We start from the raw sequence: 22,101 nt of genomic DNA, 5'->3' as shown, positions 1-22,101 counted from the left end.
CAGGCTGAGGTGAAACAATGAATATTATGAATTTGGTGAATGCTCTTCCAGGCGCAACAGCCCAGGGCTTAGTCTGGGGGATCATGGCGATCGGTGTCTATATTACCTTCCGCATCCTGGATATTGCAGATCTGACAGTGGATGGCTCACTCTGTACAGGAGGTGCAGTCTGCATTATGCTGATGCTCTCAGGCCAGAATGTGTGGGTGGCAATGTTTTGTGCCCTCCTTGCAGGTATGGCAGCAGGGCTGGCAACGGGCCTTTTGCATACATTTATGGGAATACCGGCGATCCTTGCCGGGATCCTGACACAGCTTGGGCTGTACTCGATTAATATGAAAACAATGGGAAAGGCAAACCAGGCCATCAATGTGGACAAGTATGACCTGCTGGTTTCTCTGCGTTTTATCAAGAACGTGCCTTTCTTTAAAAATACAATCCTCGTGGTAGCACTGATCATCCTGGCACTGATCCTGGTGCTGTACTGGTTCTTTGGCACTGAGCTGGGCTGCTCCCTCCGGGCGACCGGCTGCAATGATAAGATGGCAAGGGCCCAGGGCATCAATACAGACCTTAACCGTGTACTGGGACTTATGATCTCCAATGGGCTGGTAGCTCTTGCGGGTGCCCTGCTGTCACAGTATCAGGGCTTTGCTGATATCAATATGGGCCGCGGTGCCATTGTCATCGGCCTGGCCGCAGTGATCATCGGCGAGGCGGTCTTTGGGCGCATTTTCCGCAATTTTGGCTTCCGCCTGCTGGGCGTTGTCCTTGGCTCCATTATCTATTACCTGGTGCTCCAGGTGGTGATCTGGAGAGGGATCGATACGGATCTGCTGAAGCTTCTGTCCGCCTCCGTAGTGGCAGTCTTCCTCGCAATACCTACCTGGAAGAGCAGATATTTTTCTAAGGCAGTGAAAAGGAGGTAAGTGAGATGCTGGAGATCAAACAGATTGAAAAGACCTTCAATGCAGGAACGGTCAATGAAAAAAAGGCCTTAAAGGGCTTAAGCCTCCACTTAAAGGAGGGGGATTTCGTCACAGTCATCGGAGGAAACGGTGCAGGCAAATCCACCATGCTGAATGCCATCGCAGGCGTATGGCCTGTAGATGAGGGACAGATCCTGATCGATGGCAAGGATGTGACAAAGCTGCCGGAGTATAAGCGTGCGGCATTTCTGGGCCGCGTGTTTCAGGATCCTATGAACGGTACTGCCGCAACCATGGGCATTGAGGAGAACCTGGCGCTGGCCCTGCGCCGCGGCAGCCACCGTACCTTAAAGCCTGGGATCATGAAAAATGAGCGCAAGCTGTACCGCGATCTTCTTGTTAGGCTGGGGCTGGGGCTGGAGGAGCGCCTGACCTCAAAGGTGGGACTTCTCTCCGGAGGACAGAGGCAGGCGCTGACCCTTCTCATGGCGACCTTAAAAAAGCCAAAGCTGCTCCTGTTAGATGAGCACACAGCAGCCCTGGATCCGCAGACAGCCAGGAAGGTGCTGGAGCTGACAAATGAGATGGTGACGGAGCAGGGCCTTACAGCCCTTATGGTGACCCACAATATGAACGATGCCATCCATATCGGCAACCGCTTGATCATGATGAATGACGGACAGATCATCTATGATGTGTCAGGGGAGGAGAAGAAGCACCTGACCGTGGATGATCTGTTAAAGAAATTCGCAGAGGCCAGCGGCGGACAGTTCGCCAATGACCGTATGATGCTGTCGAAATAAAGTCTATATATGGTAGAGTTGCTGCCGGCCGCTTAGGGGGCCGGCAAAATTTAAGAAATTTTTCACATTTTCGACCATTGATATATGATATACTTTGTCCGTATGGGCCATACTGCGGCTTGCCTCAGCAGAGTGACAGGCTGCCGCCCAAATAAGATTCTGGAGACGATGGAAACATGCTTGAACATAAGGATTATATATCCAGCCTGAACAAGGCGAGGAGAAAGAGAAACCAGAAGCTGGATCCGCGGTATCTGCTCCTTCTTTTGGCTGGGCTTATTCTGGCAGGAATTGTGATCGTAGGAGTGAAAACATATAAAAAGCCTGTATCCGGACGGGCGGCAGAGCCCACGGTGGAGAGCACCGGTTCTTCGGCGGAGCCAGAGCCTGTGGACATTACCCCTTCTCCTGAGGAGGAGGCTGCTCTGGAGGAAGCCAGGGCAAAGGAGGCTGTTGTGAACTCCTACCAAAACCTGGGCATCGTCCAGGTGTCCGGGTACTTAAATATCCGTGAAACACCGGGAACAGACGGCAAGATCATCGGAAAGCTTTCCGGGGATGGCGCCTGTGAGATCCTTGACACAGAGGGAGAGTGGTCCCATATCACCTCCGGCGGTGTGGAGGGATATATCAATAACCAATATCTGCTGACCGGGGAGGAGGCAAAGCAGAAGGCCAGAGATCTTGTGACCCTCCGCGCCACAGTGACGGCAGACAGTCTGAATATCCGCAGCGCGCCCGTCATTGATCCGGCTAATATTGTGGGACAGGCCCTGAAAAATGAGCGCTATGTGGTGCTGAGCCAGATGGAGGATAATTGGATACAGATCGAGGGAGGCTATATTTCAGGAGATTATGCAGAGGTGGCCTATTCTCTGGATGAGGGAAGAAAGCTGGATATGAAGGCCATGGCGATCAATCAGTATGATAATCTGGTGATCTCCAAAGTAAATAATTATCTGAATGTACGCGCAGAGCCAAAATCAGACGGCAAGATCATCGGAAAGATGACAAGTAAGGCTGCAGGAGAGATCCTGGAAACGCTGGACGGCTGGTACAAGATACAGTCCGGTCCTATCGTGGGATATATCTCCTCCGATCCCCAGTATACGGCAACGGGCCAGGAGGCAAAGGACATTGCCATGGAGACCGCTACCTTAAAGGCCATTATCAAGACAGATGTACTCAATGTCCGCACGGAGCCCAATACGGATTCAAAGATATGGACCCAGATCGTAAAGGACGAGCGCTACCAGGTGGTGAGCCAGCTGGACGGCTGGGTTGAGATCGATCTGGACTCGGTAGACGAAGAGGACGGAAGCACAGTAGATAAGGCCTATATTTCCACAAGGGATAATAACGTAGAGGTACGGTATGCATTGAATGAGGCCATCAAGTTCTCGCCTGCAGAGATCGCTGCCAGCAATGCGGCTTCACGCCGTTCAAAGGTGGTAAACTACGCTCTCCAGTTTGTAGGCAATCCTTACGTATGGGGAGGAACCAGCCTGACAAAGGGCGTTGACTGCTCCGGCTTTACCATGAAGGTCATGCAGCAGTTCGGCGTATCCCTGCCTCATTATTCAGGCGCCCAGGCCAAAATGGGCAAAAAGGTGACATCCGCCAACATGAAACCGGGAGATCTGATCTTCTACGCAGGCAGCGGCGGCACCATCAACCACGTTGCCATGTACATCGGCAACGGCCAGGTAGTCCATGCAGCCAGCCGCAAGAGCGGTATCAAAATATCCACCTGGAATTACCGTACGCCGGTGGCGATCCGGAATGTGCTGGGGGATTAGTGCAGAGAAGAAGAAAATAGCGATGCAGAAGGTCACGGCAGAGATGTCGTGACCTTTATGTATATTTTTGCAGTTCCGGCCAAAACTGATAGGGTAGCTTATTTTTGCGGATCTGAGAACAGTGAAGAGGAGGCCAGGACAATGGGACAGAATAAAAATAAAAAGAAAAACGGGCAGCCGATGAGTGGAGGCGGAAAGGCCCAGGAGGATAAGGAGAGCCAGAGGCTGGAAAAAGAGATCGAGGAGAAGGAGGACAATAAGCTGGAGGAGTATGGCCAGATGACCCTGGAGGAGAATGGACGCCACCGCAAGATCCATCTTCTCACCATCATCGGTGAGGTGGAAGGCCATGAAAATTCCTCCGGCGCCAGTAAGACCACAAAATATGACCATGTACTGCCGACTTTGGCAAAGATCGAGGATGACGACAGCGTGGAGGGCCTTCTTGTACTCCTTAATACCTCAGGGGGAGATGTGGACGCGGGCCTTGCCATTGCAGAGATGATCGCATCCTTAAGCCTGCCTACGGTATCCCTGGTGCTGGGGGGAAGCCATTCCATCGGAGTACCGCTGGCGGTGTCCACCGATGTTTCCTTTATTGTGCCCTCCGGCACCATGATGATCCATCCTGTGCGGATGACGGGCATGATCATAGGAACCTCCCAGACCTATGAGTATTTTGAGATGATACAGGACCGGATACTGACCTTTGTGTCCACCCATGCGGACATTGCCTATGACCAGCTCCGCGACCTGATGCACAACACAAAGATGCTCACCAGGGATCTGGGAACAGTGCTGGTGGGAAAGGAGGCCGTGGATGCAGGACTGATCAACTATGTGGGCGGCATCAAGGAGGCGCTGGCAAAGCTCTATGCCATGATCGATGAGAGAAAGAAAATAAAATAGTCATATCGTTGCAATTCCGGGAAAGATTTTGTATAATATGTATAATTACGCTTATCTGCCGGGAGGCGAGAAAGTGCATCAGGGAATGTGACGGGAGGCTGTATGCGTGGCTGATACAAATAGAAAACAGCAGACGGAGACAAGAAAACCGGGAAGGCCGAAGGGCAGTACCAACAGTACACAGGGCAAAAAGGGCGGAAAAAGTACCCAGAGCGCTGGGAACTCCCAGGCCAAGGGCCGCAGCTCTGCCCGGAAAACGGCATATGAGGAAGAGGATACAGGATTCATGAGAGCAGAGGTTGTCATTATCTGCTCTTTTGCTGTTGCCATTCTGCTGTTTTTGAGTAATTTCAGGCTGTGCGGCGTGGTGGGAGAGTTCCTGCGGGGAGTCCAGCTGGGGATGTTTGGGATCCTGGGCTATGTGCTTCCGGTGCTTTTGTTTGTGGGCACCTGCTTCCATCTGTCCAATCAGGGCAATATCCATGCGGCGGTGAAGCTGGCGGCAGTGATCGCTGCCTTTCTCACCCTGTGCAGTCTGTTCCAGCTGCTCTTTGGCACAGTGCCGGAGGGAGCGGCATTGACGGAATATTATAAGCAGTCCTCCATAAACGGTGCAGGAGGAGGATTGGCCGGAGGAGCAGTGACCTCCCTTTTGATCATCGGTGTGGGACGGGCAGGTGCCTATCTGGTGCTGATTGTGCTGTTTATCATCTGCATGGTGTGCATTACCGAGCGCTCCTTTGTGTCTGTGGTAAAGCGGGGCGGAGGGAAGGCTTACCAGTATGCAAGAGAGGATATGGACCGCCGCAGGGAGAACCATGCTCAGAGGACGGAGGAGCGCAGGCGCATCCGTGAGGAACAGCGGGTGCGCGGTGTGAACTTAGATGCCACAAAGCTGGAGGAGCCCGATGACTGGGACGAGGAAGAATTTGACCGGGAATATGGTGCTGAATTGGAGGAAATGCCTTCTCCTGTACCGGCGGCTGCTTCAAGGGCAGAGGAGGACAGCCCGTCTGCTCTTGCCCGTGAGATCGAAAAGCACAGCCGTCCTGAGCCCAGGACAGAGCAGGTGCCTGTGATCACAGGCCTTAAGGTGGAGGATGAAACAGGCGTCCATGAGGAGCCTGCCTGGGAGACCATCCGTGTGCGAAAAGACTCCAGGACATTGGAGGAGATGGATATTGCCAGCCATCCGGTGAACTTCATGGATGACCTCCGGGATGTGCCCGTCCAGGGCATCCGCGGGGAGAAGGAGGATGTGCCCTGGGATACAGATGGTCCGGAGAAAGCGGCTTTTGGACGGGAGCTTCCGGGACAGACAGAACAGGCGGCTTTTGGACAGGAGCTTTCGGAGCAAAGGATTTCCGGCCTTTCCACGGAACCAGAGGAGGAGAGCTGGCAGCCCCGGAAGCCTGAAAAAGAGGAAGATGGGGTCCCGTGGATACAGAAGATTCCGGTTCGAGCCCAGGAAAAAGAGGATATCCCGTCATCCTACGTGCCCCAGTTCCCGAAGGAGGATATCTCCGTTTCCGGCGGACAGGATACATACAGTGAGGACAAGTCAGAGCAGGGCATCAACTATGACAGCATATTTGTGGCAGAGGAGCCAAAGCGCGTTGTCACCTCATCGGGCAAGGTGATCGAGACAGAGACCGAACTTTTACAGAAAAAGATCGAGAAAAAGCGGGAGGAGGCTGCCATTGCGGATGCCAATGCTGCTGTGGCTGAGGAAATCCAGAAAAAAGAGGAGGAGGTAAAGAAGGAATACATTTTCCCGCCTACCACTCTTTTGAAAAAGGGAGCCCGCTCCTCAGGCAATATTTCCGAAAACGAGTACCGGGCAACGGCGGCAAAGCTCCAGCAGACCCTGCGCAATTTCGGCGTTGGGGTGACGGTCACCAATATCAGCTGCGGCCCTGCCGTGACAAGGTATGAGCTCCTTCCGGAGCAGGGAGTGAAGGTGAGCCGTATTGTGGGGCTGACAGACGATATCAAGCTGAGCCTTGCAGCTACGGACATCCGTATTGAAGCACCTATCCCAGGAAAGTCCGCAGTGGGCATCGAGGTCCCCAACAAGGAAAATAAGATGGTTTACCTGCGTGACCTTTTGGAGGCAGACGCCTTTATACAGCACAAGTCAAGACTTGCCTTTGCAGTGGGCAAGGACATCGGCGGCCAGGTAGTGGTGACGGACATTGGGAAGATGCCCCACCTTCTGATCGCAGGCGCTACGGGCTCCGGTAAATCCGTGTGCATCAATACGCTGATCATGAGCATTATCTATAAGTCAAAGCCGGAGGACGTGCGTCTGATCATGGTGGACCCGAAGGTAGTGGAGCTGAGTGTTTACAACGGCATTCCTCATCTTCTGATCCCTGTTGTCACAGACCCGAAGAAGGCTTCCGGTGCCCTGAACTGGGCTGTGGCAGAGATGGACGACCGTTACAAGAAATTCGCAGAATGCAATGTCAGGGATTTAAAGGGCTACAATGACAGAGTGGCGAAGCTGGCGGACATTGAGGATGAAAAGAAGCCGGTAAAGCTTCCGCAGATCATTATCATCATCGACGAGCTGGCAGACCTTATGATGGTGGCTCCCGGCGAGGTGGAGGATTCCATCTGCCGCCTGGCACAGCTGGCCCGTGCAGCAGGCATCCACCTTGTGATCGCTACCCAGAGGCCGTCTGTCAATGTTATCACAGGGCTGATCAAGGCCAATGTGCCTTCCAGGATCGCCTTTGCCGTGTCCTCAGGCGTGGATTCCAGGACCATCATTGATATGAACGGCGCGGAAAAGCTGCTGGGAAAGGGCGACATGCTCTTTTATCCGGCTGGCTTCCCAAAGCCCCAGCGCGTCCAGGGTGCCTTTGTGTCGGATGAGGAAGTGGGCCGTGTGGTAGAGTTTTTGACAGAGCAGGGCATGACAGCGGACTACAGTACAGAGGTGGCAAACCAGATATCTTCACCATCCGCAGCAGCGGGCGGCGGCTCATCAGGCAGGGATGAGTACTTTGTGCGGGCAGGCCAGTTCATCATTGAAAAGGACAAGGCATCCATTGGTATGCTCCAGAGAATGTTCAAGATCGGCTTTAACCGTGCTGCCAGGATCATGGACCAGCTGGCGGAGGCCGGAGTGGTAGGCGAGGAAGAAGGCACAAAGCCCAGAAAGGTTCTCATGAGTGCTGAGCAGTTTGAGGAAATGCTGGAGCAGGGGGGCTGATGATAGGCCCGCTTCGAATAGAAAGCCCAGAGGATATGTAAGAAAAATACCAGGAGGACAAACAAATGAAATCAGACATTGAAATCGCCCAGGAGGCGGTAATGAAACCGATCAAAGAGGTGGCAGCGGCTTACGGGATCGCGGAGGATGATTTAGAGCTTTATGGAAAATATAAGGCAAAGCTCACAGATGAGCTGTGGGAGAAGATCAAGGACAGGCCGGACGGCAAGCTGGTGCTTGTGACAGCGATCAATCCCACTCCGGCAGGCGAAGGAAAGACCACGACTACCGTTGGTCTGGGAGAGGCCTTTGGAAGAATGGGCAAGAACGCCATCATTGCCCTTCGCGAGCCATCACTGGGCCCCTGCTTTGGCATCAAAGGCGGCGCAGCAGGCGGCGGCTATGCCCAGGTTGTGCCGATGGAGGACCTGAACCTGCATTTCACAGGTGATTTCCACGCGATTACTTCAGCGAACAACCTGCTGGCAGCCCTTCTTGACAACCATATCCAGCAGGGCAACGCCCTGGGGATCGATCCCAGGCAGGTGCTCTGGAAGCGCTGTGAGGACATGAATGACAGAGCTTTGAGAAATATTGTCATCGGCCTGGGAGCAAAGGCTGACGGCATGGTAAGAGAAGACCATTTTGTCATCACCGTTGCATCAGAGATCATGGCGATCCTCTGTCTTGCAGACAATATGGAGGATTTAAAGGCGCGTTTGGGAAGGATCATTGTGGCTTACAATTTTGCAGGAGAGCCTGTGACAGCAGATGACCTTCACGCTACCGGTTCCATGGCAGCCCTCTTAAAGGATGCCTTAAAGCCAAATCTCATCCAGACCCTGGAGCACACAGGAGCCCTGGTACACGGCGGCCCCTTCGCTAATATTGCCCATGGCTGCAACAGCGTGAGAGCAACCCGCACGGCCTTAAAGCTCTGTGACATTGTGGTGACAGAGGCTGGCTTTGGCGCTGATCTGGGTGCAGAGAAGTTCTTGGACATCAAATGCCGTATGGCAGGACTGAAGCCGGATGCAGTGGTGCTGGTGGCTACCGTAAGGGCCTTAAAGTACAATGGCGGCGTTCCGAAGGACAGATTGGCAGAGGAGAATCTGGATGCCTTAAAGAGAGGCATTGTGAATCTGGAAAAGCATATTGAAAACATCCAGAAATATCATGTACCGGTTGTGGTAACTCTGAATTCCTTCATAACAGATACCGAGGCAGAATATGCTTATATTAAGCGCTTCTGCGAGGAGAGAGGCTGTGATTTTGCCCTGTCAGAGGTATGGGCAAAGGGCGGAGAGGGCGGCTTGGCCCTGGCAGAAAGAGTCCTGAACACACTGGAGAACAAGCCGGGAGATTTCCGTGTGCTTTATCCGGATGAGATGGGCTTAAAGGATAAGATCAAGACCGTTGCCACGGAGATCTACGGGGCAGATGATGTATCCTACTCTCCGGCTGCATCAAAGGCCTTAAAGAGGATCGAGGAGATGGGCTTTGGAGACCTTCCTGTCTGTATGGCAAAGACACAGTACTCCCTGTCTGACGACCAGACAAAGCTGGGGCGTCCTGCTGGCTTTACCATCAATGTAAGGGATGCCTATGTGTCTGCCGGTGCAGGCTTTGTGGTAGCCCTCACAGGCTCCATTATGACAATGCCGGGACTTCCAAAGAAGCCGGCGGCAGAGAATATTGACGTGGACAAAAACGGCCGTATCACAGGGCTGTTCTGATGACTGCGTTCCAGGAGTGCTGCCCAGGGGATGCTTCCTCTGGGCAGCACTCCTTGCGGAAGACTTCCGAAGCTGGCCAGCCTATGGCTGGCGCAGGAAAGATCAGGAGAGTGCATAGAGATGGAAGGGAGGCAGGCGCTATGATATTAAAGGACTGGGTAAAGGAACTGGATTATGAGCTTCTTAGGGGAAGCCTGGAGGTACAGGTGGAGGAGGTCATCTACGATTCGAGAAAGGCTGCGCCGGGTGCAGTATTTGTGTGCATGGCGGGAACCAGAGTGGATTCCCACCGCTTTGTACCCGATGTGTTGAAGGCCGGAGTGCGGGTGATCCTGGCAGAACGGGATATCCGTGAGGAACTGAAGGCTTCCGGCCTGGATGAGGAGGAGCTGTCTTCTGTTACCGTACTTAAGACAGCAGACGGAAGGCATGGCCTGGCCCTGCTGTCAGCTGCCAGATTCGGGTATCCTGCGAAGAAGATGACCATGATCGGAGTCACAGGAACAAAGGGAAAGACTACCACCACCCATATGATAAAGGCCATTCTGGAGGCAGCAGGCAAAAAGGTAGGCATGATCGGGACCACAGGCACGGTGATCGGAGACAAGGTCACGCCTACGGTGAACACCACACCGGAGTCCTATTCCCTTCATCAGGCCTTTGATCAGATGGTAAAGGCCGGCTGCGGTTATGCCATCATGGAGGTGTCCTCCCAGGGCATCAAGATGCACCGTGTGGACGGAATCTGCTTTGATTACGGCATTTTCACCAACATTTCCCCGGACCACATTGGACCGGATGAACATGCGGATTTCGAGGAATACCTATATTATAAATCGCGTCTTCTGTCCATGTGCAGGGTCGGCCTGGTAAACAGAAATGACAGCCATTTTGAGAAAATTGTGGATGGAGCTTCCTGTGAGCTTTACACCTACAGCCTCCGGGACGGGGAGGCAGCCAGGAAGGATCAGAGCGCAGGCCAGGCCCTCCCGGCGGATTTTCTGGCCTCCAATGTCCGTTATGTCTCAGAGCCGGATTTTGTGGGAACGGAGTTTGACCTTCACGGCAGATACGAGATGGATGTGCGCTTAGGCATTCCAGGGCGCTTTAACGTGGAAAATGCCTTGGCGGCAGTAAGCCTCTGCAGCTTCCTGGCCCTTCCAAAGGAGCAGGTAAGCCATGGCCTGGAGCATATCAGGGTAAACGGGCGTATGGAGATCGTCCACACCTCTGCCAGGTGCACGGTCATTGTGGACTATGCCCATAATGCGGTGAGTATGGAAAGCCTTTTGTCCACCTTAAGGCAGTACCATCCGAAGCGCCTTGTTTGCGTGTTCGGCTGCGGCGGAAACCGCTCAAAGGACAGGCGCTATACCATGGGCGATATCGGCGGGAGGATGGCGGACTTCTGCATCCTTACAGCGGACAATTCCAGGTATGAGAAGGTGGAGGATATCCTGGCCGACATCAGAGGAAGCATCGAGAAGACAGGCGGAGCCTTCATCGAGATCCCGGACCGCAGGGAAGCCATTGAATACAGCATCGTTCACGCAGAACCGGGAGACATGGTGGCAGTGATCGGAAAGGGACATGAGGATTACCAGGAGATCAATGGTGTGCGCCATCATTTTCTGGACAGGGAAGTGATCGAAGAAGTAGTAGCAGCATTGGGGGATAAGGCTTAAGATGAGAAATATAACCGTATCAGATATCGTAAAAGCCACAGGAGGGCGTCTCCTTCTGGGAGACGGCAGCCAGGAAATAGAACACATCAGCCTGGATTCCAGGACAATGAGGGGCAACGATCTGTTCGTTCCCATCATTGGGGAAAGAGTGGATGCCCACCGCTTCCTGTGCCAGGCAATGCAGGCAGGGGCGGCAGCTGTATTTACCAGCCGTCATAAGAGCAGGCAGGAGGCGGAGGCCGCCATAGAGGAGCAGGCCGGTAAAAGCGGGGAGGCGGCAGAGGCAGCCAGGAAGGCTGCCTGGATCCAGGTGGAGGATACGAAAGCTGCCCTCCAGGCCTTTGGAAGCTTTTTGAGAAGCCGGATCACCATCCCCTTAGTCGGTGTGACAGGCAGTGTGGGAAAGACTACCACCAGGGAGATGGTGGCAGCGGCCTTAAGCGCAGGCTTTACGGTGTATAAAACGCCGGGAAACAGCAACAGCCAGGTGGGCGTTCCAATCACCCTGTCGGAGATCCCGGAGGAGGCCGGAATCGGCGTGATCGAGCTGGGCATGAGCGAGCCGGGGGAGATGACAAGGATCGCCGGGATCGCCAGGGTGGACTGTGCAGTGATGACAAATATCGGGGTCAGCCACATTGAGCAGCTGGGCTCCCAGGAAAATATCTTAAAGGAAAAGCTCCATATCCAGGATGGCATGAGAGAGGACGGCTGCCTGTTCTTAAACGGAGATGACCCTCTTTTAAGCAAAGTAACGCCGGAAGGCGGAAGAAGAGCCTGCTTTTACGGAATGGGAGAAAACTGTGATTTCAGGGGAGAAAACCTCCATTTGGAAAACGGTTATCCCGTGTTTACGGCTGTCCATGGAGGGGAAAGCGCCCAGGTGCGTCTGAAGGTCATGGGAAGCCATATGGTGAGCAATGCTCTTGCGGCCCTGGCAGTTGCCGCAAACTACGGCATCCCCATGGAGAAGGCGGCGAAGGCCTTGGAGTCCTTTGAGGGCTATAAGGGCCGCCAGCAGATTTTTGAACACAAGGGTATACGTGTCATTGATGACAGCTACAATGCCAGCCCCGTATCCATGAAGGCAGGCCTGGAAGTGCTGCGTGCTGCCGGGGAAGGCCGCAGGAAGGTCGCTGTCCTGGGAGATATGAAGGAGCTGGGCCCGGAGGCACCCAGGTTCCACCGGGAGATAGGAGCCTACATTGCCGGCCATCCCATTGACTGTGTGGTTCTCTTAGGAGAGCTTTCCTGTGAGATAGGGAAGGGAATAAAGGAGAAAGCTGCAGGCTGCGGGATTACATACTGCGGAAGCTTAGATGAGGTAAAGGAGTGGCTGGATGAGAATATAAAGGAAGGGGACTGTATTCTGTTTAAGGGCTCCAACAGCATGGGGCTTTCTAAGGCAGTGGCTTATCTGAAGGAAAAATAGGGATCGGACATAACCGTTCAGAGGGCAGCCGGGATGGCGTCTGGCGCTCCGGTTTCGGACATAAGAAGCACTAAGACACCTGATTTTTCCGAAAAGCCAGAGCAGCATCAACGCAACTCGCTGCGCTCAAACAATCATTGATGCTGCTCTGAACGGAAAAACCAGCTGACTAAGTGCTTCTAATGTCCTGCAAAGTCGCTCCAGCTGCCCTCCCGGCAGGCCTCTGAACGGTTATGGTTATGATCGGGCCACCCATGAATAGGGTTCTTCTGTTCTGGAAAGACTAGTATGGCAAAGCTGCCTGTCCTTTGCAGGCAGCAGCTTTTCAGTTACTGTTCACAGCCGATATCCCGCGAGGTGTTTTTTGTGAGTGAAGCGCAGCGGAAGTCACAGAAAACCCGAGGGTTGCGGCGCCAAACCGCGTTTTTTGCGGTTTGTGTGCATTGCGGAGCGTGTTATTGTTCACAGAACGGCTGCTTTTTAGCCGGGGTGTGAACAGTAACGTTTTTCAGACAAGGAGAACGGACAATGGAGAATCAGAAGGACAGCAGGAATATTTTATGGCATACACTGGCCCTCATGGCCTTTTCAACGGTGTGGAGCTTTGGCAATGTGATCAACGGGTTTTCCGAGTACGGAGGCTTAAAGGCCATTGTGTCCTGGATCCTGATATTTGCAGTGTATTTTGTGCCCTACGCCCTCATGGTGGGGGAGCTGGGCTCCACCTTTCAGGAGGCCGGAGGCGGAGTGAGCTCCTGGATCCATGAGACCATCGGCCCCCGCATGGCCTACTACGCGGGCTGGACCTACTGGGTGGTGCACATGCCCTACATTTCCCAGAAGCCGAATTCCACAGTGATCGCGGCCAGCTGGGCCTTGTTTCAGGACAAGAGGGCCAGCAGCATGGATACCAGGGTCATGCAGCTTATGTGTCTGGTGATCTTCTTTTTTGCCATGTATCTGGCAGGCAGGGGGATCCGGGTCTTAAAGCAGCTCTCCGCCCTGGCAGGCTCTGCCATGTTTCTCATGTCCATGCTGTTCATCCTCATGATGTTAGCGGCCCCTGCGCTGACCGGAGAGGAGCTTCTGGACATTTCCTGGAGGCCGGCCGCCTTTATGCCGCAGTTTGATCCGGGCTTTTTCACGGGGCTTTCCATTCTGGTCTTTGCGGTGGGAGGCTGTGAAAAGATATCCCCCTATGTAAACAAAATGCAGGATCCCGCCAGGGATTTCTCAAAGGGGATGATCGCCCTGGCTGTGATGGTCGCCCTGACTGCCATTTTAGGGACCATTGCCCTGGGGATGATGTTTGACTCCGATGCGATACCGGAGGATCTGATGACAAACGGGGCCTACTATGCCTTCCAGCGGCTGGGGGAGTATTACCATGCAGGCAATCTGTTTGTGATCGCCTATGCGCTGACGAATCTGGTGGGGCAGTTTTCCGTCATGGTGCTTTCCGTGGACGCGCCACTCAGGATGCTCCTTGACAGCGCAGACAGGCGGTATATCCCCCAGGCGATGTGTGAGAAGAATCGGTACGGCGTATACGCAAAGGGCCACAGGCTGGTGCTGGTGATCGTGAGCATCCTGATCCTGGTCCCGGCCTTTGGAATCAAAAATGTGGACGTGCTGGTAAGGTGGCTCATAAAGGTGAACTCTGTCTGCATGCCCCTACGCTATCTGTGGGTGTTTGCAGCCTACATCGGGCTCAAAAAGGCAGGGGAGGCCTTTCACGGAGAATACTGCTTTGTCAGGGGAAGGCTGGCGGGGATCCTCATAGGGGGCTGGTGTTTTGCCCTGACGGCCTTTGCCTGCCTGACAGGGATCTATTCCGAGGACAGGTTTCAGCTGATACTGAATATTGTGACGCCTTTTGTGCTGGTGGGACTGGGCTTCCTTCTGCCCTGGATGGCCTCACGGGAAGCAGACGGTGCGTAATATCCTGAAAGCCGCCTTGCCATTTGGAACCCGGAAGGGACCAGTATATGAAAATGCAGGAGAGATCATTGATATAAATACAAGGAGATACGAAAAATATGGAATGGAAAAAAGAGGACTGCCGTAAAACGGCAGAGGAATTGATCGATTTTCTGGAAAAAAGCCCCACCTGCTTTCATGCAGTGGAAAATATGGCTGAAATGCTGAAGGCAGAAGGCTTTAAAGAGCTGAAGGAGGAGGAGTCCTGGGAGTTAAAGGAGAGGGGACGCTACTATGTGACGAGAAACGCCTCCTCCCTCATCGCTTTTCAGATACCGGGAAAGGATTTTTCCGGCTTTCACATTATGGCGAGCCACAGCGATTCCCCCACTTTTAAGATCAAGGAAAACCCGGAGATGCACGCAGGCCAGTATGTGAAGCTGAATGTGGAAAAGTACGGCGGCATGCTCTGCGCCCCCTGGTTTGACCGTCCTCTTTCCGTGGCAGGCCGCCTGGTGGTGGAGGAGAAGGGCCGTCTTGTGACAAAGCTGGTGAAGGTGGACCGCGATCTGGTGCTGATCCCCAATCTGGCGATCCACATGAACCGCGAGGTCAATGACGGCTATAAATACAATGCCCAGGTCGACATGCTGCCTCTCTATGGAGGCGCTGATGCAGAGGGGACCTTTATGAAGACTGTGGCGGAGAGCGCTGGTGTATGTGAGAAAGCGATCCTGGGCCATGATTTGTTTTTGTATAACAGGGTAAAGGGAAGCATCTGGGGAGCCTCCGGGGAATTTGTATCCTGCGGCAGGCTGGACGATCTGCAGTGCGCATTTTCCTCCCTGAAGGGCTTCTTAAAGGGAGAATGCGGGGACAGCGTTCCGGTCCATGCTGTGTTTGACAATGAGGAGGTGGGAAGCAGCACAAAGCAGGGTGCGGATTCCACCTTCCTGGAGGATGTGCTGCGGCGGATCAACCGTGGGGCAGGCAGGACAGAGGAGGACTACTACAGAGCCCTGGCATCCAGCTTTATGATCTCCGGCGACAATGCCCATGCAGTCCATCCCAACCGTGCAGATATGGCGGATCCGGTGAACCGTCCGTATATCAATAAGGGGATCGTCATCAAATACCACGGAGGCCAGAAATACACCACAGACGCTGTGTCGGCTGCCGTGTTTAAGTCGTTCTGCCGCAGGGCGGGGGCTCCCTGGCAGATCTACACCAACCGCTCTGATATTGCAGGCGGCTCTACCCTGGGGAATCTTTCCAGCCGCCATGTGGCGGTCAACGCCGTGGACATCGGCCTGCCCCAGCTGGCCATGCATTCACCCTATGAGACAGCAGGGATCTATGATACCTGTTACCTGATCGCAGTGGCAAAAGAGTTTTTCAGCTCTGCCGTGAAGGCTGTGGGCGGGGGAAGCTATGAGATCGGGGGCAGAGGATAGAGCGGCCGGAGACTCCGGCCCTGAACATGGTACGGGGGTTACCTCATCAATGAAAGGAAAGAAGGATACATACATGTTTTCCAGAAAACAGCTGATAAAACTTCTGGCGCCGCTGATCATAGAGCAGATCATGACGGTGCTGGTAGGAATGGTGGATGTGGTGATGGTAGCCGCTGTCGGGGAGGCTGCCGTGTCAGGCGTTTCCCTGGTGGATTCCATCAGCATCCTGATCATTCAGATCATGGGCGCCATGGCAACGGGAGGCGCTGTGGTCTGTTCCCAATATCTAGGAAAGGAAGATTCAAAGGAGGCTGGGAGGGCAGCCGGCCAGCTGGTGCTTGTGACCTTGCTCATGGCTCTGACTGTTACCGTGGTCGCCCTGGTGGGAAACCGCCATCTGTTGAGGGGGATATTTGGAGCAGTGGAGCAGTCTGTTATGGATAATGCCCAGACCTATTTTTGGATCACGGCCCTGTCCTACCCCTTTCTGGGCCTCTACAATGCATGCGCGGCCCTGTTCCGCTCCATGGGCAACTCAAAAGTATCCATGTTTACCTCCTTTGTCATGAATGGGATCAATATCATTGGAAATGCCATCTGCGTCTTCGGCCTCAAAATGGGCGTGGCGGGCGTGGCCCTGCCCACCCTCATAAGCCGTGTGATCGCGGCCGCCATGATGATGGTGCTGATCCAGAACAGGCACAATACCATCAGGCTTAACAGCTTAAAGGTTCTGATACCGGATATCCGTCTGATAAAGAGCATTCTCTCCATCGGTATTCCGGGAGGCCTGGAGAGCGGGATGTTCCAGTTTGGAAAAATATTTCTCCAGAGCCTGGTATCCTCTTTGGGGACAGCCTCCATTGCCAGCTATGCCGTTGCCTGCAATCTGGTGACAGTTCTGTATCTGCCGGGCAATGCCCTGGGACTGGGACTGATCACCATTGTAGGCCAGTGCGTGGGCGCGGGACGGATCGGGGAGGCAAAGCAGTATTCAAAGGCCCTGATCGCGGTGAACTATGGTATCCTGGCAGTGGTCAGCACAGCCATGTTTGTGGGATCGAGCCAGCTTGTGGCGATCTACAACCTGTCTCCCCAGGCAGCCGTCATGGCAAAGGAGATGATCATGGCCCACAGTGCCGCTATGATCATATGGCCGCTGGCATTTACCATTCCCCACTCTCTGAGGGCATCCCTGGATGCCAGGTTTACCATGACGATCTCCGTGTTCTCCATGTGGGTCTTCCGCATCGGCTTTGCCTACCTGTTCGTGTACATATTCCAGACAGGGGTGATCGGCGTCTGGTACGGTATGTTCATTGACTGGATCTTCCGGGCAGCAGTCTTTGTATGGCGGTTCTGGGGATTTGAAAAGAGGGCGGCCTCTGTGGGGTGATTGTTACTGTTCACAGAACGGCTGTTTTTTAGCCGGGCTGTGAACAGTAACGGGTGATCTTGGTGCCGGTTCCGGCTCCAGCTTAGCCGCAGCATCACAGAAAGGACAGGTAAGAGAACCATATGTATGCCAATATCATCATTGACATTTCCCATGAGAGCGTGGACCGCGTGTTCCAGTACCGGGTCCCGCGGGAGCTGGAAGGGGAGATCGAGGCGGGAAAGCAGGTCTATATCCCCTTTGGGGCCGGAAGCCGCCAGAGAAAGGGCTATGTGGTGGAGCTGACCGACGAGGTCCAGTATGAGGAGTCAAAGATCAAGGATGTGGCCGGGATCGTAAAGGGCAGCGTTACCGCCCAGTCCCAGCTGATCTGGCTGGCCTGGTGGATGAAGGAGCGATACGGTTCCACCATGAACCAGGCCTTAAAGACGGTCCTTCCGGTCAAGCAGAAAATAAAGGAGTCTCCCAAGCGGCGCATCCGCTGTCTTCTCTCACCGGAAGCCCTGGAGGAAGCTGTAAAGGAGGCAGAACGGAAAAAATACAAAGCCCGCCTGCGGCTCCTTACGGCTTTCAGAGGACAGGGATCGATCCACTACGAGGAAGCCATGAGCCGCCTGGGACTTACTGCCTCCTCCATCAAGCCTCTGGAGGAAGCAGGGGCCATTTCTGTGGAGGTGGCAGAGCGCTACCGCAATCCATTGGCAGGGATGCAGCCTCTGGGAGAGGGCATCGGAACAGGAGCTGCCATCCAGCTGACAGCAGCCCAGAGGATGGCTGCGGATACCATGACGGGAGAGTACAGCCGGGGCATACGGGGGACCTACCTCATCCACGGTATTACAGGCAGCGGAAAGACAGAGGTCTACATGGAGTTCATCTCCCATGTGGTAGGGGCAGGGAAGCAGGTGATCGTCCTGATACCGGAGATCTCCCTTACCTGGCAGACAGTAATGCGGTTTTACCGGCGTTTTGGGAACCGTGTCTCCGTGCTGAACTCCAGAATGTCGGCGGGAGAGCGCTATGACCAGTATGAGAGGGCAAGGACGGGGGATATCGACATGATCATCGGTCCCCGCTCTGCCCTGTTTGCACCTTTTGAGCGTCTGGGCCTTATCATCATTGATGAGGAGCATGAAAATTCCTACAAAAGCGAGCTCTCCCCGCGCTACGATGCCAGGGAGGCGGCCGCCATGCGGGCGAAAATAAGCGGCGCCAGCCTGGTGCTGGGCTCCGCTACCCCTTCCCTGGAGAGCTATACAAAGGCGTTAAAGGGAGAGTACAGGCTGCTTACCTTAAAGGAGCGCGCCAAAGCCCAGGCCAGCCTTCCGAAGGCAGAGGTGGTGGATCTGAGGGAGGAGCTGAAGTCAGGAAACCGTTCCATTTTCAGCCGCCGCCTGAAGGAACTTATAGAGGACAGGCTTTCAAAGGGGGAGCAGACCATGCTCTTTATCAACCGAAGGGGTTATGCCAGCTTTGTATCCTGCCGCTCCTGCGGGGAGGCGCTCAAATGCCCCCACTGCGATGTCACCCTGACTCTGCACAGGGACGGGCAGATGAGATGCCATTACTGCGGACATACGGCGCCCCAGCCAAAGCGGTGCCCCTCCTGCGGATCACCCTATATTGCCCCCTTTGGGACAGGGACACAGAAGATCGAGGAGCTGGCAGTGAAAATGTTCCCCCAGGCCAGAGTCCTTCGCATGGATATGGACACTACATCAAAAAAAGGCGGGCACCAGGAGATCCTTTCCTCCTTTGGACGGGGAGAGGCGGATATCCTGATCGGAACCCAGATGATCGTAAAGGGCCACGACTTTCCAAAGGTAACTCTGGTGAGTGCCCTGGCGGCAGATCTCTCCCTCTATGCCTCCGACTACCGCTGCAGCGAGGAAACCTTTGCCCTCCTGACCCAGGCTGCAGGCAGGGCAGGAAGAGGAGACCGCTTAGGCACCATGGTGATCCAGACCTACCAGCCGGACCATTACAGCATCCTTACTGCGGCAAAGCAGGACTACGAAGCATTCTACAGCCAGGAAATGGCCTTCCGGAGGATGCTGGGCTATCCGCCTGCCATGGGACTTCTCACCATACAGCTCCAGAGCCCCAGGGAGGACGCCCTGGCGGGGGCAGCGGACATGCTCTTTGCAAGCCTTGAGAGCCTTAAGGAAAAGGGGGAAGAGGCCCCGGCCTTTATCGGACCTGTAAATGCTCCCATTTACAAAGTTAATGATATTTACAGAAAAATTTTATATATAAAGCATGAAAATTATGATATACTGATACAGATTAGGAAAATGGCAGAACAGCGCTTAAAGGAGCTTGCAGGATGTGAGCATGTGGCCTCCTACTACGATCTGACGTGATCGGTAAGGCGCTGAGTATGGAAAAGGAGATAGAGAAAACAATGGCAGTTCGTCAGATAAGAGTAATGGGTGATGAGATTTTAACAAAGAAATGCAAGCCTGTAAAGGAGATGACAGAGAGGAACTTAGAGCTGATCGAGGACATGTTTGAGACCATGTACCAGGCAAACGGCGTAGGCCTTGCTGCTCCTCAGGTGGGCATTTTAAAGAGGATCGTCACCATTGACGTGGAAGACGGCAACCAGTATGTACTGATCAACCCTGAGATCGTTTTGGAGGAGGGAGAGCAGACCGGATACGAGGGCTGTCTGAGCGTGCCTGGCAAATCCGGCATTGTCACCCGTCCCAACCATGTGAAGGTCAAGGCCTTCAATGAAAAGATGGAGCCCTACGAACTGGAGGGAGAGGGACTTCTTGCCAGAGCCATCTGCCATGAGTGCGCCCACCTGGATGGCCAGCTGTATGTGGAGCTGGTAGAGGGTGAGCTGGTGGATGTAGGCGAAGAGGAGGAGCTGGAGGAAGAGGAGTAGGCTCTTACATGCCGCCTGTCCGGCGGCGGGACTTTTATAGTAAGACAGAAGAAAGGAACAGCAGCTATGCGTATTGTATTTATGGGAACGCCGGATTTTTCCGTTCCGGCATTAAAAGCACTGGTAGAGGCAGGCCATGAGGTGGCGGCTGTCTTCACCCAGCCGGATAAGCCAAAGGGCAGGGGAAAAGAGGTCCAGATGACGCCTGTGAAGCTTCAGGCCCTGGAATACGGTATTCCCGTATATCAGCCCGCAAAGGTAAGGGAGCCGGAGACCATTGAGCTGATCAGAGAGCTTTCACCGGAAGCCATCGTAGTGATCGCCTTCGGCCAGATACTTCCAAAGGCGATTCTGGAGATCCCCAAATACGGGTGTGTCAACATCCACGCCTCCCTTCTTCCAAAATACAGGGGAGCAGCCCCCATCCAGTGGTGCGTCATTGACGGGGAAAAGGAGACCGGGGTCACGACCATGATGATGGATGTTGGCCTTGATACCGGAGATATGCTGGAAAAGACAGTCATCCCCATTGGAGAAAAGGAGACAGGCGGCAGCCTCCACGACAAGCTGAGCATGGCAGGGGGAAGTCTGATCCTGTCCACCCTAAAGAAGCTGGAGGAGGGCACCATAGTCAGGACACCCCAGACAGAGGAGGGCACCTGCTACGCCAAAATGCTGACAAAATCCCTGGGAAATATTGATTGGACCATGCCTGCAGCCTCCATTGAGCGGCTGATCAGAGGGTTAAATCCCTGGCCCAGTGCATATACCTCCTGGAAAGAGAAGACAATAAAGATATGGGCGGCGGATGTGCTGAAGGAGGACGCCTTTGGCGGGGAGAGAGACTGCCAGCCGGGAGAGATCGTCTGCTGCGATAAGAATACGCTGGCAGTGGCCACAGGAGACGGCATCCTGTCCATCCGTGAGCTTCAGCTCCAGGGCAAGAAGCGCATGGATACCCCGGCCTTTCTGCGGGGATATCCGATGGCAGCCGGGGAGCGTTTCCGGTAAAAGTCCGCGTCCACCAGAGCTTCGCGGTGCGGAGGCGCGTCCGCCTGCTGGGCGCATGTAGGTTTACTATGAAAGTCCCGCCGCCGTGAGGCGGCATGTATTCAGGTATGCCAAATGCGTCCACCAGACTTTCGCGGTGCGGAGGCGCGTCCGCCTGCTGGGCGCAAGTAGGTATTAGAAAGTGAGTGATGAACGATGTTTTACCCAATGTACTATTTTGACCCGACCTATTTTCTCATCCTGATAGGCGTATTGATCTCCATGGCTGCTTCGGCAAAGCTGAACGCCACCTATCAGAGGTATTCGGCTGTGAGAAGCCGCTGCGGCATGACGGGAGAGGAGGCCGCGAGACGGCTTTTGATGTCCCAGGGTATCTACGATGTCCAGGTACGCCGTGTTTCCGGCAGGCTGACGGACCACTATGACCCCAGGACAAAGACAGTGAACCTGTCTGACACCGTCTACGGCTCCACCTCCATTGCAGCCATCGGCGTGGCAGCCCACGAATGCGGCCATGCCATGCAGGATGCAGGGGATTATGCGCCCCTTCGCATCCGGGCGGCTCTGGTGCCTGTGGCAAATTTCGGCGCCCAGCTCTCATGGCCCCTTATCATCATCGGTATTCTGTTAGGCGGCGGCTCCCTTGTAAGCCTGGGGATCCTGTTATTCTCCCTGGCTGTGCTGTTCCAGATCGTTACCCTGCCGGTTGAGTATAATGCATCAAGCAGGGCAGTGAAGCTTCTGGACTCCACAGGCATCCTGGTAGGACAGGAGGTAGGGCAGACAAGGAGCGTTTTAAATGCAGCAGCCCTGACCTATGTGGCGGCGGCAGCGGCCTCTCTCCTTCAGCTTCTCCGTCTGGTGCTTTTATTCGGCAACCGCAGGCGTGATTAGCGAACGGACCAGCCCGAAAA

15 protein-coding genes are annotated in these 22,101 nt (G+C 54.3%); all 15 read left to right on the top strand.

Features of this window, described 5'->3' with window-relative positions; translation table 11 throughout:
- The first annotated feature begins 17 nt into the window (after positions 1–17).
- The 15 genes from LIZ87_RS13480 to LIZ87_RS13410 all read left to right on the top strand — a co-directional run bounded on the left by LIZ87_RS13480 (position 18) and on the right by LIZ87_RS13410 (position 22,081).
- On the top strand, positions 18–929 hold the full coding sequence (locus LIZ87_RS13480) for an ABC transporter permease (protein WP_178317335.1): 912 nt from the start codon (positions 18–20) through the stop codon (positions 927–929).
- Positions 930–934: 5 nt separating this feature from the next.
- Positions 935–1,732 carry an ABC transporter ATP-binding protein gene (locus LIZ87_RS13475; RefSeq protein ID WP_227147773.1) on the top strand — a complete coding sequence of 266 codons (798 nt, stop codon included), beginning with the start codon at positions 935–937 and terminating at the stop codon, positions 1,730–1,732.
- A gap of 176 nt (positions 1,733–1,908) precedes the next feature.
- Positions 1,909–3,531, top strand: a complete 1,623-nt coding sequence (locus LIZ87_RS13470; RefSeq protein ID WP_178316907.1) for a C40 family peptidase — start codon at positions 1,909–1,911, stop codon at positions 3,529–3,531.
- A gap of 141 nt (positions 3,532–3,672) precedes the next feature.
- Positions 3,673–4,440 carry a ClpP family protease gene (locus LIZ87_RS13465; RefSeq protein WP_227147770.1) on the top strand — a complete coding sequence of 256 codons (768 nt, stop codon included), beginning with the start codon at positions 3,673–3,675 and terminating at the stop codon, positions 4,438–4,440.
- 106 nt (positions 4,441–4,546) lie between these two features.
- Positions 4,547–7,660 carry an FtsK/SpoIIIE family DNA translocase gene (locus tag LIZ87_RS13460; RefSeq protein ID WP_227147767.1) on the top strand — a complete coding sequence of 1,038 codons (3,114 nt, stop codon included), beginning with the start codon at positions 4,547–4,549 and terminating at the stop codon, positions 7,658–7,660.
- 65 nt (positions 7,661–7,725) lie between these two features.
- The gene (locus LIZ87_RS13455; protein WP_227147765.1) at positions 7,726–9,396 is read left to right on the top strand and encodes a formate--tetrahydrofolate ligase; all 1,671 of its coding nucleotides are present in this window, start codon (positions 7,726–7,728) and stop codon (positions 9,394–9,396) included.
- 140 nt (positions 9,397–9,536) lie between these two features.
- Complete coding sequence (locus tag LIZ87_RS13450) at positions 9,537–11,081, top strand: UDP-N-acetylmuramoyl-L-alanyl-D-glutamate--2,6-diaminopimelate ligase (protein WP_227147847.1); 1,545 nt, start codon at positions 9,537–9,539, stop codon at positions 11,079–11,081.
- Between the two features lies 1 nt (position 11,082).
- Entirely contained in the window at positions 11,083–12,513 is a 1,431-nt protein-coding gene (locus LIZ87_RS13445; protein WP_227147762.1) for a UDP-N-acetylmuramoyl-tripeptide--D-alanyl-D-alanine ligase, read from the top strand.
- 528 nt (positions 12,514–13,041) lie between these two features.
- On the top strand, positions 13,042–14,454 hold the full coding sequence (locus LIZ87_RS13440; protein ID WP_227147759.1) for an APC family permease: 1,413 nt from the start codon (positions 13,042–13,044) through the stop codon (positions 14,452–14,454).
- A gap of 98 nt (positions 14,455–14,552) precedes the next feature.
- The gene (locus LIZ87_RS13435; RefSeq protein ID WP_178316459.1) at positions 14,553–15,887 is read left to right on the top strand and encodes a M18 family aminopeptidase; all 1,335 of its coding nucleotides are present in this window, start codon (positions 14,553–14,555) and stop codon (positions 15,885–15,887) included.
- 73 nt (positions 15,888–15,960) lie between these two features.
- Positions 15,961–17,283 carry an MATE family efflux transporter gene (locus tag LIZ87_RS13430; protein WP_227147846.1) on the top strand — a complete coding sequence of 441 codons (1,323 nt, stop codon included), beginning with the start codon at positions 15,961–15,963 and terminating at the stop codon, positions 17,281–17,283.
- A 122-nt stretch (positions 17,284–17,405) separates the two neighbouring features.
- Positions 17,406–19,646 carry a replication restart helicase PriA gene (gene priA / locus LIZ87_RS13425; RefSeq protein ID WP_227147756.1) on the top strand — a complete coding sequence of 747 codons (2,241 nt, stop codon included), beginning with the start codon at positions 17,406–17,408 and terminating at the stop codon, positions 19,644–19,646.
- A 41-nt stretch (positions 19,647–19,687) separates the two neighbouring features.
- Positions 19,688–20,176, top strand: coding sequence for a peptide deformylase (gene def, locus LIZ87_RS13420; RefSeq protein WP_178314428.1), 489 nt, complete (start codon positions 19,688–19,690; stop codon positions 20,174–20,176).
- 66 nt (positions 20,177–20,242) lie between these two features.
- Positions 20,243–21,187 (top strand): methionyl-tRNA formyltransferase, encoded by a 945-nt coding sequence (gene fmt / locus LIZ87_RS13415; protein ID WP_227147753.1) that lies wholly within the window; start codon positions 20,243–20,245, stop codon positions 21,185–21,187.
- Positions 21,188–21,382: 195 nt separating this feature from the next.
- Positions 21,383–22,081 (top strand): zinc metallopeptidase, encoded by a 699-nt coding sequence (locus tag LIZ87_RS13410; protein WP_227147751.1) that lies wholly within the window; start codon positions 21,383–21,385, stop codon positions 22,079–22,081.
- Positions 22,082–22,101 lie beyond the last annotated feature (20 nt).

This window comes from Lacrimispora sp. 210928-DFI.3.58 (genome assembly GCF_020554865.1).
In the GTDB taxonomy this organism is placed as follows: domain Bacteria; phylum Bacillota; class Clostridia; order Lachnospirales; family Lachnospiraceae; genus Enterocloster.
This window is presented reverse-complemented; position numbering and strand designations above follow the sequence as displayed.